This is a genomic window from Sphingomonas sp. AC435 (genome assembly GCF_979253005.1).
This window is the reverse complement of sequence record NZ_CEEDCJ010000012.1, coordinates 57,756-73,076: the sequence shown is the minus strand read 5'-3', so window position 1 is coordinate 73,076 and position 15,321 is coordinate 57,756. Positions and strand designations below refer to the sequence as shown.

The following is a 15,321-nucleotide window of genomic DNA, read 5'->3' as shown; positions in this document are numbered from 1 at the left end:
ACAGGTCGCTCATTCCAGTCTCCTCTCAGAGCCTGAATCAGATCGCGCCTCTCACATCAATGGGTCCTGACCCTAGGCCGACTTATGCAAACTCGGCGCAGGCTTACTGCGAAAGGACACAGGAATGGCGCGCCCGGCAGGACTCGAACCTGCAACTCCAAGCTTAGAAGGCTCGTGCTCTATCCAGTTGAACTACGGGCGCCCGGCGGCACCGGTAGCGCGGATTGCGTGGGGACGGAACCGGCTTCATACCGGCCGACATGGATCAGGGGGCCGAAGACCGCACCGGAACGCGCGCGTTCCGCTATTTCGATTTCGTGATGGCGGCGTTCGTCGCGATCCTGTTGCTGTCGAACGTCATCGGGGCGGGCAAGGTCGCGGTGGTGACGTTGCCGCTGGTCGGCGAGTGGCCGTTCGGGGCCGGCATCCTGTTCTTTCCGCTCAGCTACGTCATCGGCGACGTGCTGACGGAGGTTTACGGCTATGCCCGGGCGCGGCGGGTGATCTGGGCGGGGACGGTCGCGGTGCTGTTCATGGCGTTCATGAGCTGGGTCGTCGTCGCGCTGCCGCCCGCGCCGAGCTGGGGCAACCAGGCGGCCTATGCCGTGATCTTCGGGCAGGTGCCGCGGATCGTGCTGGCGAGCGTCTGCGCGTTCTGGGCGGGCGAGTTCGTCAACGCCTATGTCATGGCGCGCATGAAGGTGCTGACCGAAGGGCGGCACCTGTGGATGCGGACGATCGGGTCGACGGTCGTGGGGCAGGGGGTCGACAGCCTGATCTTCTACCCGCTCGCCTTCTGGGGCGCGACGGGGTGGACGCCGCAACTGGTCGTGACCGTGTTGTTCACGCAATGGGCGCTGAAAGTGGGGTGGGAGGTGTTGCTGACGCCGGTCACCTACGTTGTCGTCGGCTGGCTGAAGCGGGTGGAGGGCGTCGACGTGTTCGATCGCTCGACGGATTTCACGCCGTTTCGGACGCGGGTGTAGTCGGAAGGTTAGGCTAAGGTTAGTCCCATGCGGCGTCCGATCCCCGTGTCCATCCACGGGGACCGGAATACCGTCGTCAGGCCCCCACCGTCTCCAACAATCCCTCGAACAGACGGCGGCCGTCGGTCCCGCCATGGGCGGTTTCGACGCGGCGTTCGGGATGCGGCATCATGCCGAGCACGTTGCCGCGATCGTTGATGATGCCCGCAATGGCGCGCGCGGAACCGTTGAGGTCGTCGGAGTAGCGGAACGCGACGCGGCCTTCGCCCTCCAGCCGGTCGAGCGTCGCGTCGTCGGCGAAATAATTGCCGTCGTGGTGCGCGACGGGGACGGTGATCGTCTCGCCCGCGTCGTACAGGCGGGTGAAGGCGCTGTCCGCATCGCCGACCGTCAACCGCGCGTCGCGACACACGAAGTTCAGACCGGCGTTCCGCATCAACGCCCCAGGCAACAACCCCGCCTCCGTCAGCACCTGAAAGCCGTTGCAGACGCCGAACACCGGCACACCCTTGTTCGCGGCGTCGACGACCGCGCGCATGATCGGCGACCGCGCAGCGATCGCGCCGCAGCGGAGGTAATCGCCATAGGAGAAGCCGCCGGGAACCGCGATCAGGCCGACATTGTCGGGCAGTTCGCTGTCGCCGTGCCAGACCATCGCCGGCGCCGTGCCGGTCACGGCCCGCAGCGCGACGGCAACGTCGCGGTCGCAATTCGAGCCGGGGAAGACGAGGACGGCGGTCTTCATCAGGCGCGCTCCACCCGGTAATTTTCGATCACGGTGTTGGCGAGCAACTGGCGACACATGCCGTCGATCGCATCGTCCGTGGTGCCGTCAGCGACTTCCATTTCGATGAGCTTGCCGGTGCGGACATCCTCCACACCCTGAAAGCCGAGGCTGCCGAGCGCGTGGTGGATGGCGCGACCCTGCGGATCGAGGACGCCGGGCTTCAGCGTGACGAAGATACGGAGTTTCATACGCTTATCGCCTTTACTTGCCGCGACGCTTGCGATGGCTGTCGAGATCGAGGACCGCGCCCTCCTCGCCCTCGGGGAGCAGGCCGAGCCGGCGTGCGACCTCCTGATACGCTTCCGCTTCGCCGCCAAGGTCGTGTCGGAAGCGGTCCTTGTCCATCTTGTCGTTGGTTTCCATGTCCCAGAGGCGACAGCCATCGGGGCTGATCTCGTCCGCCAGGATGATGCGGCCGTAATCGTCATCCCAGACGCGGCCGAACTCCAGCTTGAAGTCCACCAGACGGATGCCGACGCCGGCGAACAGCCCGCACAGGAAATCGTTCACCCGGATCGCGAGGTCGGCGATGTCGTGCATCTCCTCCTGGCTGGCCCAGCCGAAGCAGGCGATATGCTCCTCGGACACCATCGGGTCGCCGAGCGCGTCGTCCTTGTAGTAGTATTCGATGATCGTGCGGGGGAGCTTGGTGCCCTCCTCGATCCCCAGCCGCTTCGACAGCGATCCGGCGGCGACGTTGCGGACGACTACCTCGATCGGGACGATCTCGACCTGACGCACAAGCTGCTCGCGCATGTTGAGGCGGCGGATAAAGTGCGTGGGCACGCCGATATGGTCGAGCAGCGTGAAGACGTGCTCCGAAATCCGGTTGTTCAGCACGCCCTTGCCGTTGATCGTGCCCTTTTTCTGGGCATTGAACGCGGTGGCGTCGTCCTTGAAATACTGGATGATCGTGCCGGGTTCGGGACCCTCGTACAGGATCTTGGCCTTGCCCTCGTAGATCTGGCGGCGGCGAGGCATGCTGTTCCCCTGAAATTAGCAGCCCCGGACCCCGCGAGTGCGGTCGCGGGCCGGGGCAGGAAGGATGCCGCGCCTATACGGGATGGGCGGGCAGGGTGCAATCAGATCGGTCGATGTGGGGCCAGCGCGCTGAGGATCAGTCTGCGCGTTTGCGCCCAAGCGGCAGTTTCCGGCGCGATCAGTTCGACGTGACCAGTCTTGGCGACTGTGTGGAGCGTGGCCATCTCGCCTTTCGCTTTGGCAGCAGCGACGTAGTCGGTGGCCATGCGGAAGGGGATGATACGGTCCTCGCGGCCGTTGACGAGGTCCTGCGGGATGCCGAGCGGGAGGAGACGGGGGACGGAGGTGTCGGCGTACGGGTCGGGTCGGCTGCCGACGAGCTTCGCGACGACCTCCGTACCGCAGCCGTTATCGGGGCTGGCGGCGGTGGCTTCGAGGTCGGGAAGACCGCCCAGGCTGATGACGTGCGGGATCGGCAGCGGGTTGGCGGTGTCGAGCGGACTGGTCTTCGGCAGGCGGGTGCGGGCGGCGAGCCACAGCGCCAGATGCCCGCCGGCGGAGTGGCCGACCGCGACGAGGCGGCGCGGGTCGAGGTGGAAGCGACGGGCGTTTACGGCCATTGCATCCGCCGCGGCGGCGACGTCCGCGAAGGTGCCGGGATAGCCGCCGCCGGCGCGATCGACGCCGCGATAGTCGATGTTCCAGACGGCGACGCCGTGCCTGCGCAGGTCATCGGCGATCCAGTTCATCAGGCTGCGATCGGCGATCTCCGTCTGCCAGCAGCCGCCGTGGACCATCAGCACGACGGGGTGTGGACCGCGACCGGCGGGCAGCCAGACATCGACCTTCTGCATATGGTCGGGGCCGTAATCGACGGTGGCGTCGGGCCGAGGCTTCGCGCGCTTGGTCAGGTCGGGCCAGGTCAGGAGGCGGTCTGCGGACATGGCCGAAGTCATGCCGAGCGGTGCAACAAGAGCAAGCGCCAGCAGCGTCAGCACGGTCCGAAGTGGAGGAAGTGGAGGCGTTCCAGCGTGTCCTCCACTTCGCCGAAATGCGTGCCGAAGTGGAGGAAGTGGAGGCGCTGACGACCTCGCGGTCGGGGAAGGAGCGGACGCGATGTTGCCGAAGGGATTCGTGCGAGGAGGAGTGGCCGTCATAGGTCGCATCCTGCCATCTTAACGTGGCGTAGGACAGCCGGGATGACAAAACGGGAACGCGGGTGCTATCCCTCGTTGCGATGGCTGAATTGACCGACAAGGATGCGCCGATCGGCGTGCTGGATGCGCCATTCGACAGTGCGCTGTCGGAGCGGTATCTGGTCTATGCAATGTCGACGATCACGGCGCGGTCGCTGCCGGATGTGCGCGACGGGCTGAAGCCGGTACATCGTCGGTTGCTGTGGGCGATGCGGCTGCTGAAGCTGGACCCCAGCCAGGGTTACAAGAAGTGCGCACGCGTCGTCGGCGACGTGATCGGCAAATATCATCCGCATGGCGACCAGTCGGTGTACGACGCGATGGTCCGCCTCGCGCAGACGTTCTCGCTGCGGTATCCGCTGGTCGACGGGCAGGGGAATTTCGGCAACATCGACGGCGATAACGCCGCTGCGTACCGGTACACCGAGGCGCGGCTGACGCAGGTCGCGATCGACCTGATGGACGGGCTAGACGAGGACGGTGCGAACCTGCGCCCCACCTACAACGGTGAGGAGCAGGAGCCGGAGCTGTTCCCCGGCCTGTTCCCGAACCTGCTGGCGAACGGCGCGGCAGGTATCGCCGTCGGCATGGCGACCAGCATTCCGCCGCACAACGCCGCCGAATTGCTGGACGCGGCGATTGCGCTCGTCGACGATCGCGCGGCCGACGTTCTGCAATTCGTAAAGGGGCCTGATTTTCCGACCGGTGGGCTGGTGGTCGATCCGGCGGCGGTGATCGCCGAAAGCTATCGCACCGGCCGCGGCAGTTTCCGCGTGCGGGCACGCTGGACGGTCGAGCGCGAAAAGGGCGGCGGCTGGCAGGCGGTGGTCAGCGAGATTCCGTTTGGGGTGCAGAAGGGCAAGTTGATCGAGCAGATCGCGAGCCTGATCAACGACAAGAAGCTCCCGATCCTGGCGGATGTCCGCGACGAGTCGGATGCCGAGGTTCGGATCGTGCTGGAGCCGCGCAGTCGTACGGTCGATGCCGGCGTGCTGATGGACGGCCTGTTCCGGCTGACCGACCTGGAAGTGCGGGTGCCGCTGAACCTGAACGTCCTCGACAAGGACCGGACACCGCGGGTGATGAGTCTGGCGGAGGCGCTGGGCGCGTGGGTCGATCACCAGTTCGTGGTGCTGGAGCGGCGGACGCGGCATCGGCTGGACAAGATCGCCGACCGGATCGAGCTGCTCGACGGGTATCTGATCGCGTATCTGAACCTGGACCGCGTGATCGAGATCATCCGCACCGAGGACGAGCCCAAGCAGGTGATGATCGCCGAGTTCGGCCTGACCGACCGTCAGGCGGAGGCGATCCTGAACATGCGGCTGCGCAGTCTGCGGCGGCTGGAGGAGTTCGAGATCCGGAAGGAGCGGGACTCGCTCGACAAGGAACGTGCGGGACTGGCGGCGCTGCTCGAGTCGCCCACGAAGCAGAAGACGCGGATGAAGCGCGACCTGACCAAGGTGCGCGACCGGTACGGGGCGGAGACGCTGCTGGGGGCGCGGCGGACGACGATCGAGGAAGCGGCTCCGGCGCGGGAGATTCCGCTGGAGGCGATGATCGAACGCGAGCCGATCACCGTCATCCTGTCCCGGCGCGGCTGGATACGCGCGCTGCGCGGGCACAACGACCTGTCCGCGCCGGATACGATGAAGTTCAAGGAGGGCGACGGTCCCGCCTTCGCCTTTCATGCGCAGACCACCGACAAGCTGTTGATGGCGGCTGAGAACGGGCGGTTCTACACGCTGGCGGCGGACAAGCTGCCGGGCGGTCGCGGATTCGGCGAGCCGGTACGGGCGATGGTCGATCTGGACGGGAGCGTCGGCGTCGTCGCACTCGTGAAAGCGAGCGGGCAGGACCGGCTGCTGCTGGCGGCGAGCGACGGACGCGGCTTCATCGTGCAGGTGGCGGACACGATCGCCGAGACGCGCAAGGGCAAGACGGTGATGACGCCGCGCACGGGTGCGCTGCTGAAGGTGGTGCGGCCGGTCGGCAAGGACGACGATTACGTCGCGGCGATCGGCGACAACCGCAAGATGCTGGTCTTCCCGATCGCCGAGCTGGTGGAGATGAGCCGCGGGCAGGGTCTGCAACTGCAGCGGTTCCGCGACGGAGGCCTGTCCGATGCCAAGACGTTCGTGTTCGCACAGGGGCTGAGCTGGCCGATGGGCGGCGGTACGGGTCGGATGCGGTCGGAGCCGGACCTGTCCGCCTGGCGGGCGGCACGCGGCGCGGCGGGGCGGATGCCGCCGACAGGTTTCCCCCGCGACAATCGTTTCGGCTGACCTGTTCGATGTTCGTTCGATGTAACGTATGTTACGCGGATGAAAGCGACTTTCGGTAAGGCTTCAGTGGGTCTTAACCAGTCGGGGCTAGAGCCGGGGCATGGCCATAGCCCAGACCGAGCCCCCGCTGCCGCCACCGTTTACGGTGCAGGGTGTCGCGCGTGCGCTCGACCTGATGCCGATCCCGGCAGCGCATGTGATCCGGGAGGGCAGCGGGTTTCAGTTCGTCGCGGTCAATCGCGCCTATCGCGCGGCAGGGCTGGGGATCATCGCCGAACGGTCGCCGCTGCTGGTGAGCATCGCGTCACGAATGGAGACGTTTCTCGGTTCCGACGACCTGCACATGGCATTCGACTGGACGATCGGCAGCGCCGTCGACTGCCGCTATTTCCGGGTGACGCTCGCGCGGTCCGACGTGCGGCTGACGGGTCGGTGCACGATCACGCTGATCGACCAGACGTCGCAGCATCATACCGAACGCAGCCTGCGGCGGGAGATGACGACCGACAGCCTGACCGGCTTGCCGAATCGCGAAGGCTTTGCCGACTTGATCGAGGCGGCCGAAAGCGATCGCGGCCACCGCGCCGTGATGGTCATCGACGTGGCGCGCTTCGGGCGGGTCAATGCGTGTCTGGGCAGCCTGTCGGGCGACGAATTGCTCATCACCGTGGCGCGGCGGGTCAAGGGTGCGCTGAGGGCGCGCGACACGCTCGCGCGGATCGGCGGCGACGAGTTCGGCGTGCTGATGACGATCGACGAGCGGCACGACGAGGCGCACGAGCTGGCGAATCGCATCCGGGGCGCGCTGGCGACGCCGTTCCGGCTGACCGATTTCGAGATCAGCGTCGATTGCTCGATCGGCATCGCCTACGGCTCGGAGCCGGGCAGCATCGACGATCTGGTTCGCCATGCGCAATTCGCGACCAAGCGCGCCAAGGCGACCGGCCGCGTCGAGACGTACCAGACGCAGGCCTTTACGATCGCGCGCGAGCAGTTCGGGATGGAAACGGCGTTGCGCCGGGCAATCGAACAGCGCCGGCTTCGCCTGACCTACCAGCCGATCTGCGACCTGGCGACGGGCGAGACGATCGCGTTCGAGGCGCTGGCGCGGTGGCGCGAGGGTGATGAGGAACTGGCGCCGGCCGAGTTCATCCCGGTGGCGGAAGAGTCAGGGCTGATCGTGCCGCTCGGCCGCTGGGCGATTGACGAGGCGGCACGGACGCTGGCGTCGTGGGACGGCGCGATGGGCGGCGACTGCGGCGTGAAGCTGGCGGTGAACCTGTCGGCGATCCAGTTGCAGCGCGATGCCATCGCTCCCGTCGTGCGGCGCGCACTCGACCGGTCCGGGCTGAGCGGCGATCGCTTCACGCTGGAACTGACGGAAAGTGCGATCGTCACCGATCCCGACCGCATCGCGGGCACGATGCATGCGCTGAAGGCGCTGGGCACGACGCTGGCGATGGACGATTTCGGGACGGGCTATTCGAACCTCGCCTACCTCCAGAAGCTGCCGATCGACGTGCTGAAGATCGACCGCAGCTTCGTGACGGGCATGCTGGCCGATCGCGACAAGATCGCGATCGTGCGCGCGATCCTGAGCCTGGCGCAGGCGCTGGGGATGAAGACGACGGCGGAGGGGATCGAGACGAGCGAGCTGTCTCAGACGCTGGCGGCGCTGGGCTGCACCTACGGGCAGGGGTATTTCTATGCCCGGCCGCTGGAGGCGGATGTCGCGCTGGCGATGCTGATGGAGCGGCCGCAGGCGCAGGCGGCGGAGTAGGGCTGCCGGTCCGTCATCCCGGTGAACGCTGGGATCTTCGGTTAAGGCACATGGCGATGTTTCTACCCTCTCGACGGAGATCCCAGCTTTCGCTGGGATGACGGATGGAGTCGATAGCGTTGGCGTGGCCCGTATTTCGGAGCCGGATCAGCCCCTACCTGCCAGCGTTTCCGCCACGACGGCGTCGGCGATCGTTTCTACGCGGGAGGCGTCGGGGAAGCCTTCTTCGATCCATTGCGACTCGATCGTGCGCAGCGCGGTCGCGACCTGGGGGCCTTTGGCGAGGCCGCGGGTGACGAGGGCGCCGCCGGTGATCGGCAGGCGCGGGACGGGCCAGCCCTCGATCGCGCGGACGTCGTGGCCGGCCAGCAGCAGGCGATCGATCGCGACCGTCGTGCCGCAGCGATAGGCGAGCGCGTGCGGTCCCTCGCTACCCGGCCCGGCGGTAGCGGCGTTGAGGCGCTTGCGGTCGGTGTTGGACAGTTTCAATCGCGCACCCACCGCATCCGCATGCTCGGCCGGGATCAGCGCGGCGAGGCGGCGGATCGAGTCGGGGGCGGTGCCGCTCCGGGCTTCCAGCGCGGCCAGCGCGGTCAGGCGCGCGATCCCTGCCGCGTCAATCTCCGGCAGTACCGCGCGCAGGATGCCGTGCTCGACCATCAGCGCCACGACACGCACCGCATCGCGGGCGACGAGCAGCTTCAGCAACTCGGCCGCGATGCGTTCGCGCGAGAGGGCCATCAGGTCGTTCGCGCGCGCGGCGCAGGCGGCGAGGCCGACGTCGTCGATCGCGTCGCCGAACCGCGCGTGGAAGCGGAAGAAGCGCAGGATGCGCAGGTGATCCTCGGCGATGCGGCGCAGCGGGTCGCCGATGAAGCGGACGCGACCAGCGGCGAGATCGGTCAGCCCGTCATGATAGTCGTACACTGCGCCGGTCGCCGGATCGGCGTAGAGCGCGTTCATCGTGAAATCGCGGCGGTCTGCATCCTCCCGCCAGTCGTCGGTGAAGGCGACCAGCGCGTGGCGGCCGTCGGTGGCGACGTCGCGGCGCAGCGTGGTGACTTCGATCGGCTGACCGGCCAGGATGGCGGTGACGGTACCGTGGGCGAGGCCGGTCGGGACCGCCTTGATCCCCGCGTCCTTCAGGCGGCGCAGCACCTCCTCCGGCGGGTGGGCGGTGGCGATGTCGATATCGGCCGCGTCGATGCCGAGCAGCGTGTCGCGGACGACCCCGCCGACGAAACGCGCCTCCCCGACGCTGCCGCCGAGGATCGCGGCGAGCCGGTCCAGCCCCTCGCGGCGACGCCAAGGCGCATCGGGCAGGATAGTGCTCACAGGCCGGCCAGACGACGCGAGAGGTTGACGATCATGCCCGCGGTGGCGCCCCAGATGCGGCGATCGTTCCACAGGATCTCGACATAATGGCGCTCCGCCCCCTGCCACATCGCCGTGCGCGCGGCGTGGTTGGCGATGTCGAGCAGGAAGCTCAGAGGCACCTCGAACACGCTGGCGACCTCCGCCTCCGCGGCCACGAGCGGCAGGTCGGGCGGGACGACGGCGATCACCGGCACGATCTCGAACGCGGTGCCGGTGCGATACGGCTCCAGTGTGGCGATGACGTGGGGCACGGTGCGGGGGAGGGCGACTTCCTCCTCCGCCTCGCGCAGGGCGGCGGTGATGGCGTCCTCGCCGGGGTCGAGGCGGCCGCCGGGAAACGCGACCTGGCCGGGATGCTTGCGCAGCGTCTCCGTGCGCTGGGTCAGGATCACCCCGGGTTCTGGGCGGTCGGTGACCGCGATCAGCACCGCCGCCGCAGTCATGTCGCCGCGGGTCAGCAGCTCGTCATCGTCGCCGGCCAGCATCGTGCCGCCCGCGGACGCATCCAGGGCGGCGCGCAGCCGGTGCGCCAGCGTCATGCCGCGGCGGGCGCGAAGGGGAAGAACGCGCCGTCGCTCCAGATGCCGGGTGCCGCGTCGCCGCTGGCGATCGCCCGCTCCGCGAGATCATAATAGACGGAGCGGGCGACCAGCGCCTCCAGCCCCGCACCGATCGTGCCGCGAACATGGAGATAAGGGTGAGGGGCGTCCTGACCGTCGGGACCGCCGGCTGGAGCGAATCGCAGCGGATGATCGCGCCCGGCGGTCACGAGGTCGCCGGTATTGAGCCGGAAGGCGAGCCGCGACTCGGGGCCGTCGCCCTCCGCTTTCATCTCCACGGCGACGAACGGCGCATCATCGACCGCGATCGTCAGCTTTTCGACGGGGGTGACGAGGACGTAACCGCCGTCCGGCTCGCGCCGGAGGATCGTGGAGAACAGGCGTACCATAGTGGGACGGCCGATCGGCGACCCCTGATGAAACCACGTCCCGTCGGCGGCGATCCGCATCTCGCTGTCCCCGCAATGCTGCGGGTTCCACTGATCGACGGGGGGCAGGCGCTGCTCCTCGACCAGCCGGGCGATTTCCGGCAGGCTGAGCGTGGCGAGGTCGGGAAGCGGCTCCATCGGCATGGCGGGCGAGGTAGGGCGGGACGGCGGACGCGTAAAGGCTCAGGCGGCGAGACGAAGCGCCGGGCCGAGTACGCCGGCCGCATCGGGCACCGCCGGTCCGCGCGCGAGCAGGCGGCGACGCTCGACCGGACCGGGCAGTCGCCATCCTGCGGTGCGATCGGCGGTGAAATCGAAGAAGCGTCCGTAATATTCGGGGTCGCCGATCAGCATCAGCGCGGCATCCAGCCCGTGCGCGGCGGCGGCATCGAGCGCGGCCGTGGTCAGGCGGCGGCCGATGCCGTCCTGCTGACGTTCCGGGGCGACGGCGATCGGGCCGACCATGACCAGCGGATGCGCGGTGCCGTGATCGTCGACCAGCGCGACCGGCCAGCACTGGATCGAGCCCACCAGTACGCCGCCATCTACGGCCCCCTCGTCCACCGCCATGAAGCTCAGCCCAGCGACCGGCGCGACATCGCCGCGCACCTTATAGGCGGTGCGCGTGCGGCGGTCGGGACCGAATGCGCGGTCGAGCAGATGCTCGACCTCCGCAGTGCGGTCCGGGGTCAGGGGCAGGATGGCAGGCGTGGTGGTGATCGGGTCTCTCCCGGCAGGCGCCGCGCGCTGTAGCCGCACCGTGGGGGAAGGCAAGCCGCGGCGTTGATCAACGACACAGTCGGGGGCATTGCCGCTGTCCGGCCCGACGCCTAAGGCGCGGGTGCATGGAAGACCGGCTGCAACTGCATATCGACGATCTCGAAGTGATGGTCCTGACGGGCATCTATTCGGAGGAGACGCACCTGCCGCAGCCACTGCGCATCTCCATGACCGTCGACCTCGATGCCGATGGGCGGTTCGCGCCGGACACGCCGCTGGGCGCCTCCAAGAACTACATGGACCTGAAGCATGCGGCGACCACCGCGCTGCCGGAGGGGGTGCATTTCACGCTGGTCGAGGCGGTGGCTGAGCATATCTGCGAAACGCTGTTCCTGCAGGATGCGCGTGTCGCGCGCGTTCAGGTCCGGATCGTGAAGCTGGCGATCGCCGAGGCAGGCGAGTCGATCGGCATCACGCTGGTGCGGCGCCGGCGCTGAGGTCGTTGGAACCGGGCGTGCTGCGAGTCCGGCCGCAGGGGCCCAGCGCTGCGATCACGACGGCGTAGTCCTCCGTTGCGGCGGTCGCGCCGGTCTGGTCGAGGTCGCCGACGCTGGTATCGGGCAGCACCGGCGGCAGTGCGCAGGCGAGGCGATACCAGAGCAACGTGTCGTGCGCGGGCGGGCCGGCGGCGTCGTCGACGATCTCTCCCAATGCGACCGACCAGCGCGGCTGCTCGCCGGGGCGGCGCAGGATCGACAGCGACACCGGGCGTGCGTCGGCCGTCTTCAGGAACACCTGCGTCTCGCTTTCGCCGGGCAGCGCGCCGGGCACGTGAAAGGCGTTGCCGACGCCGACGATGGCGGGCGGCGCATCGGCCGCAACGACGGCGGTCGCGATCGACCGGACGCTGGCGTCCAGACCCGGCGTCCAGGCGAGTTGCGCGTCGGGCGCAACAAGCTGGAGCTGGTCCCCGGCGGCCGCCACGGGGCGTGCGAACAGCAGGACACGGGACTTTTTCAGGCGAGGCTGTCGGCCCCGCGCATCGGGCGCGACATCCAGCAGATAGCCGATGCGTTGCGGTACGCCGGCGGCGCCGCGGACCAAGGCACCGACATCCGCCTCGACATAGTAGCGCGTCAGGGCGGGCGCGACGCCCGCCGCCTCCGCACCCTTGATGCGGGTGGTCGAAGCGATGGTCGCATCGACGATCATCGGCGCCGCGAGCACAAGGTCGGTCAGGTCGGCATAAGCCGGCCCGACGCCGTCGGGTGCGGTGCCCGCCGGAGCGGCGCTCGTGGCCCCCTGGGGCATCTGGACCGCCGCGGCGAGCGGTAGCGGTACCGCGGCGATAAGCGCGGCGGCGAGCGGGAGAGGCGTACGGAATCGGGACATCATGGCGCTTGCCTTAACGCATTCGACATGAACCGCACATATTCCGCGCACTCCCACTCGCCCAAACGACAATATGTTGCGCTTTTATTGCGTGCGACAAAGCGTTTGCGTGCTCCGTTCAGCGACGTTAGGGTTCGTTAACTGCCCGACAGGCGGAAGGAGAGGAGGCACGCCTCCGATTCTTTGTCAGCCGTTCGAGGACCAAGGGAGCGCAGTTGCTGAATGGCCTATACCGACCAGAAGATGAGCGGGGGCAAGGTAGTCGCGATCGTGATCGTCGCGCTGATCCATGCCGCTCTCGGCTACGCCTTCGTAACCGGCCTGGCGTACCAGTACGTCAAGAAGGTTTCGAGCGATTTGAATACGTTCGACGTGGAACCGCCGCCGCCGCCGCCGCCGCCGGACGAGCCGCCGCCGCCGCCGCCAGACCAGCCGAATCTGCCGCCGCCGCCGACCACGGTTGTCGTGCCGCCGCCTATTGTCACCACGCCGGTGCCGGCCCCCGCGATCAACACGTCGATCATCATCCCGCCGTCGCAGCCGACAGCGCCACCCGCGCCGCCGGCCCCGCCGGCACCGCCTGCTCCCCCGGCCGCGCCGGTGATCAGCAAGGCGGCGGGTGCGAAGGGCAATCCTGCGGAGTGGGTGTCTACCGACGACTATCCGGCCAGCTCGCTGCGTTTGCAGGAAGAAGGCACGTCGGCGATCAAGTGGGACATCAACGCCCAGGGTCGCGTCGAGAATTGCGTCGTCACCCAGTCGAGCGGCTCGGCCGCACTCGATCGGGCGGCCTGCTCGGCGATCACCCGTCGCGGTCGCTATTCACCGGCGGTCGATCAGGCGGGCAATCCGATCCGGTCGAGCTCGTCGCGGCGCGTCGTGTGGCGGATGCCGCCGCAGTAATGCGGACCGTTTCTAAACCAAACTCATCATCGAATTAGTCAGAGGATCCAGCCACCATGATCACCACCATTCTTGCGGCCGGGGGAGCCGCAGCGGCCAAGGACGCGAACCCGTACGGTCTCGAAGCAGCTCTCCGCGAAGGCGGCCTGATTTCGCAGTCCGTGTTCTCGATCCTCGTCCTGATGTCGATCGTGTCGTTCTACATCCTGTTCTCGAAGCTGTTCGAGCAGCAGAAGATCATCAACCAGGCGAAGCGCGTCCGTCAGACTTTCTGGCAGTCGAACTCGCTGCGCGAGGGTGCGGCCAAGCTCGAGAAGAATTCGGCTTACAAGCAGCTCGTGGACGACGGTCTGGAGGCGCAAGACCAGCACGCCAAGCTGACCGATCCGGTCGAGGCGCACGACTGGCTGCACGGTTCGCTGGCCCGCTCGGAAGCGGCCGTGAACTCGAAGCTGGCCAGCGGCCTCGCCTTCCTGGCGACCGTGGGTTCGACCGCGCCGTTCATCGGCCTGTTCGGTACGGTTATCGGCATCTACCGCGCGCTCATCAAGATCGGCTCGTCGGGTCAGGCATCGATCGATGCGGTCGCCGGTCCGGTCGGTGAGGCGCTCATCATGACCGCGCTCGGCCTGGTCGTCGCGGTTCCCGCGGTGCTCGCGTACAACTGGCTCCAGAGCCGCAACAAGTCGATCGCGAAGGACCTGTCGGCCTTCTCGAACGACGTGCTGGGCTTCCTGGCATCGAACGGTGCCGTGCGCCCGGTCGTCGGCACCGCGCCGAAGACCGCGCCGCTGAAGACCAACACCGCCACGACGACGGCCGGTCAGACCGGTGGCGTCCAGTCGCGCCCGTAACCAACAGGGTCGGGGCCGCCGTCGCGGCGGCCCCGACCATCACGCCGGCCCGCCCCGTGCGGGGTTCGCGGCCGGTGTACTTCAAGGATAGGATTGCCAAGACATGGCGATGAGTACCGGAGGAGGCGAAGACGACGCCCCGCTGTCGGACATCAACACGACGCCCCTCGTGGACGTCATGCTGGTGCTCCTCATCATCTTCCTGATCGCGGTGCCCGTGGTGCTGCAGACGGTGAAGCTGAAGCTGCCCGACGTTCGCTTCGACCCGACCACGACCAAGCCGGAGAACGTCAACCTCTCCGTCACGTCGAACGGCGGCGAGTGCGAAGTCTACTGGAACATGTCCAAGGTCGGCCACCAGGAACTGCTGGATCTGGCGGTGGCCAAGCTGAAGACCGAGATCGACCGTCAGGGCGGTGTCAACGCGGCGGGCCTGGAATTGCCGGAAGCGCATATCCGGGGCGACGTGAATACGCCGTACCGGTGCATCGGCGGCACCATCTACACGATGCAGCAGGCCGGCTTCGCCCGCGTCGGCTTCATCTCCGAGCCGCCCCCCGGCGGCGGTTCGTCGATCTGATCCGCGCGAGCGAGGGATAAACCTATGGCAATGAGTGCAGGCCGCGAAGACGGCGAGCCGATGATGGAAATGAACACGACGCCGTTGATCGACGTCATGCTCGTGCTGCTGATCATGTTCATCATCACCATCCCGATCCAGACGCATGCGGTGAAGGTCGATCTGCCGCAGAACTCCAAGAATCAGCCGAACCCGGTCGATGCGCAGAAGAACAAGATTACGATCGACGCCGCCGGCACGGTGGCGTGGAACGGTGCTCCGGTAGACGACGTGACGCTGCGCCAGTATCTGGATCAGACCGCGGGCATGAACCCGGAGCCCGAGCTCCATTTCCAGCCCGCACCGGACGCTCGCTACGAAGCGGTCGACCGGACGCTGGCGACCGTGAAGCGGTCCGCGATCACGAAGCTCGGCTTCATCGGCAACGAACAGTATCGCAACGACTTCTGATCCCTTGCCGCGTCGGTCGCGGTGACATCAGGCTCGAGCGAG

17 protein-coding genes and 1 tRNA gene are annotated in these 15,321 nt (G+C 67.6%); 8 read left to right on the top strand and 10 right to left on the bottom strand.

Going from position 1 to position 15,321, the window contains the following annotated elements; all coding sequences use genetic code 11:
• Positions 1–125: 125 nt before the first annotated feature.
• A tRNA-Arg gene (locus AC0CH8_RS17470) sits at positions 126–202 on the bottom strand.
• A gap of 58 nt (positions 203–260) precedes the next feature.
• Between AC0CH8_RS17470 and AC0CH8_RS17465 the strand changes: the two genes are divergently transcribed.
• Positions 261–986 (top strand): queuosine precursor transporter, encoded by a 726-nt coding sequence (locus AC0CH8_RS17465; protein ID WP_465240969.1) that lies wholly within the window; start codon positions 261–263, stop codon positions 984–986.
• Between the two features lie 76 nt (positions 987–1,062).
• On the opposite strand, the gene purQ is transcribed toward AC0CH8_RS17465, so the two are convergent.
• From purQ to AC0CH8_RS17445, 4 genes are all read right to left on the bottom strand, one after another.
• Positions 1,063–1,731, bottom strand: a complete 669-nt coding sequence (gene purQ, locus AC0CH8_RS17460; RefSeq protein ID WP_465240968.1) for a phosphoribosylformylglycinamidine synthase subunit PurQ — start codon at positions 1,729–1,731, stop codon at positions 1,063–1,065.
• On the bottom strand, positions 1,731–1,961 hold the full coding sequence (purS, locus tag AC0CH8_RS17455; protein WP_204198671.1) for a phosphoribosylformylglycinamidine synthase subunit PurS: 231 nt from the start codon (positions 1,959–1,961) through the stop codon (positions 1,731–1,733). Before purS ends, purQ begins: the two co-directional genes overlap by 1 nt.
• Positions 1,962–1,974: 13 nt before the next feature.
• Entirely contained in the window at positions 1,975–2,754 is a 780-nt protein-coding gene (purC, locus tag AC0CH8_RS17450; protein ID WP_465240967.1) for a phosphoribosylaminoimidazolesuccinocarboxamide synthase, read from the bottom strand.
• A 101-nt stretch (positions 2,755–2,855) separates the two neighbouring features.
• The gene (locus tag AC0CH8_RS17445) at positions 2,856–3,698 is read right to left on the bottom strand and encodes an alpha/beta hydrolase family protein (protein ID WP_465240966.1); all 843 of its coding nucleotides are present in this window, start codon (positions 3,696–3,698) and stop codon (positions 2,856–2,858) included.
• A gap of 293 nt (positions 3,699–3,991) precedes the next feature.
• On the opposite strand from AC0CH8_RS17445, the gene parC reads away from it, so the two are divergent.
• Together parC and AC0CH8_RS17435 are read left to right on the top strand one after the other, a co-directional pair.
• Positions 3,992–6,235, top strand: coding sequence for a DNA topoisomerase IV subunit A (gene parC / locus AC0CH8_RS17440; RefSeq protein ID WP_465240965.1), 2,244 nt, complete (start codon positions 3,992–3,994; stop codon positions 6,233–6,235).
• 100 nt (positions 6,236–6,335) lie between these two features.
• Entirely contained in the window at positions 6,336–8,015 is a 1,680-nt protein-coding gene (locus AC0CH8_RS17435; RefSeq protein WP_465240964.1) for a putative bifunctional diguanylate cyclase/phosphodiesterase, read from the top strand.
• Between the two features lie 147 nt (positions 8,016–8,162).
• On the opposite strand, the gene AC0CH8_RS17430 is transcribed toward AC0CH8_RS17435, so the two are convergent.
• From AC0CH8_RS17430 to AC0CH8_RS17415, 4 genes are read right to left on the bottom strand one after another with little or no spacing between them, the layout of a single operon-like run.
• The gene (locus AC0CH8_RS17430; RefSeq protein ID WP_465240963.1) at positions 8,163–9,350 is read right to left on the bottom strand and encodes a CCA tRNA nucleotidyltransferase; all 1,188 of its coding nucleotides are present in this window, start codon (positions 9,348–9,350) and stop codon (positions 8,163–8,165) included.
• On the bottom strand, positions 9,347–9,931 hold the full coding sequence (locus tag AC0CH8_RS17425) for a CoA pyrophosphatase (protein ID WP_204198678.1): 585 nt from the start codon (positions 9,929–9,931) through the stop codon (positions 9,347–9,349). Before AC0CH8_RS17425 ends, AC0CH8_RS17430 begins: the two co-directional genes overlap by 4 nt.
• Positions 9,928–10,524 (bottom strand): DUF1285 domain-containing protein, encoded by a 597-nt coding sequence (locus AC0CH8_RS17420; protein WP_465240962.1) that lies wholly within the window; start codon positions 10,522–10,524, stop codon positions 9,928–9,930. The genes AC0CH8_RS17425 and AC0CH8_RS17420 overlap by 4 nt, the downstream gene beginning before the upstream one ends.
• Positions 10,525–10,563: 39 nt before the next feature.
• On the bottom strand, positions 10,564–11,100 hold the full coding sequence (locus AC0CH8_RS17415; protein ID WP_343283965.1) for a GNAT family N-acetyltransferase: 537 nt from the start codon (positions 11,098–11,100) through the stop codon (positions 10,564–10,566).
• Between the two features lie 125 nt (positions 11,101–11,225).
• Between AC0CH8_RS17415 and AC0CH8_RS17410 the strand changes: the two genes are divergently transcribed.
• A complete protein-coding gene (locus AC0CH8_RS17410) occupies positions 11,226–11,597 on the top strand; it encodes a dihydroneopterin aldolase (protein ID WP_465240961.1) in 372 nt (123 codons plus the stop codon).
• Here AC0CH8_RS17410 and AC0CH8_RS17405 read toward each other — a convergent pair.
• On the bottom strand, positions 11,572–12,495 hold the full coding sequence (locus tag AC0CH8_RS17405; RefSeq protein WP_465240960.1) for a hypothetical protein: 924 nt from the start codon (positions 12,493–12,495) through the stop codon (positions 11,572–11,574). The two genes, AC0CH8_RS17410 and AC0CH8_RS17405, sit on opposite strands and share 26 nt — an antisense overlap.
• Positions 12,496–12,714: 219 nt before the next feature.
• Here AC0CH8_RS17405 and AC0CH8_RS17400 point away from each other — a divergent pair, with 219 nt between their 5' ends.
• The 4 genes from AC0CH8_RS17400 (at position 12,715) to AC0CH8_RS17385 (ending at position 15,279) form a co-directional block, all read left to right on the top strand.
• Positions 12,715–13,395 (top strand): energy transducer TonB, encoded by a 681-nt coding sequence (locus tag AC0CH8_RS17400; RefSeq protein WP_204198682.1) that lies wholly within the window; start codon positions 12,715–12,717, stop codon positions 13,393–13,395.
• A gap of 56 nt (positions 13,396–13,451) precedes the next feature.
• Positions 13,452–14,249: a MotA/TolQ/ExbB proton channel family protein gene (locus AC0CH8_RS17395; RefSeq protein ID WP_465240959.1), complete on the top strand. Its 798-nt coding sequence runs from the start codon at positions 13,452–13,454 to the stop codon at positions 14,247–14,249.
• A gap of 103 nt (positions 14,250–14,352) precedes the next feature.
• Positions 14,353–14,829 carry an ExbD/TolR family protein gene (locus AC0CH8_RS17390; protein ID WP_239474249.1) on the top strand — a complete coding sequence of 159 codons (477 nt, stop codon included), beginning with the start codon at positions 14,353–14,355 and terminating at the stop codon, positions 14,827–14,829.
• A 24-nt stretch (positions 14,830–14,853) separates the two neighbouring features.
• Positions 14,854–15,279 carry an ExbD/TolR family protein gene (locus AC0CH8_RS17385; protein WP_204198684.1) on the top strand — a complete coding sequence of 142 codons (426 nt, stop codon included), beginning with the start codon at positions 14,854–14,856 and terminating at the stop codon, positions 15,277–15,279.
• Positions 15,280–15,321 lie beyond the last annotated feature (42 nt).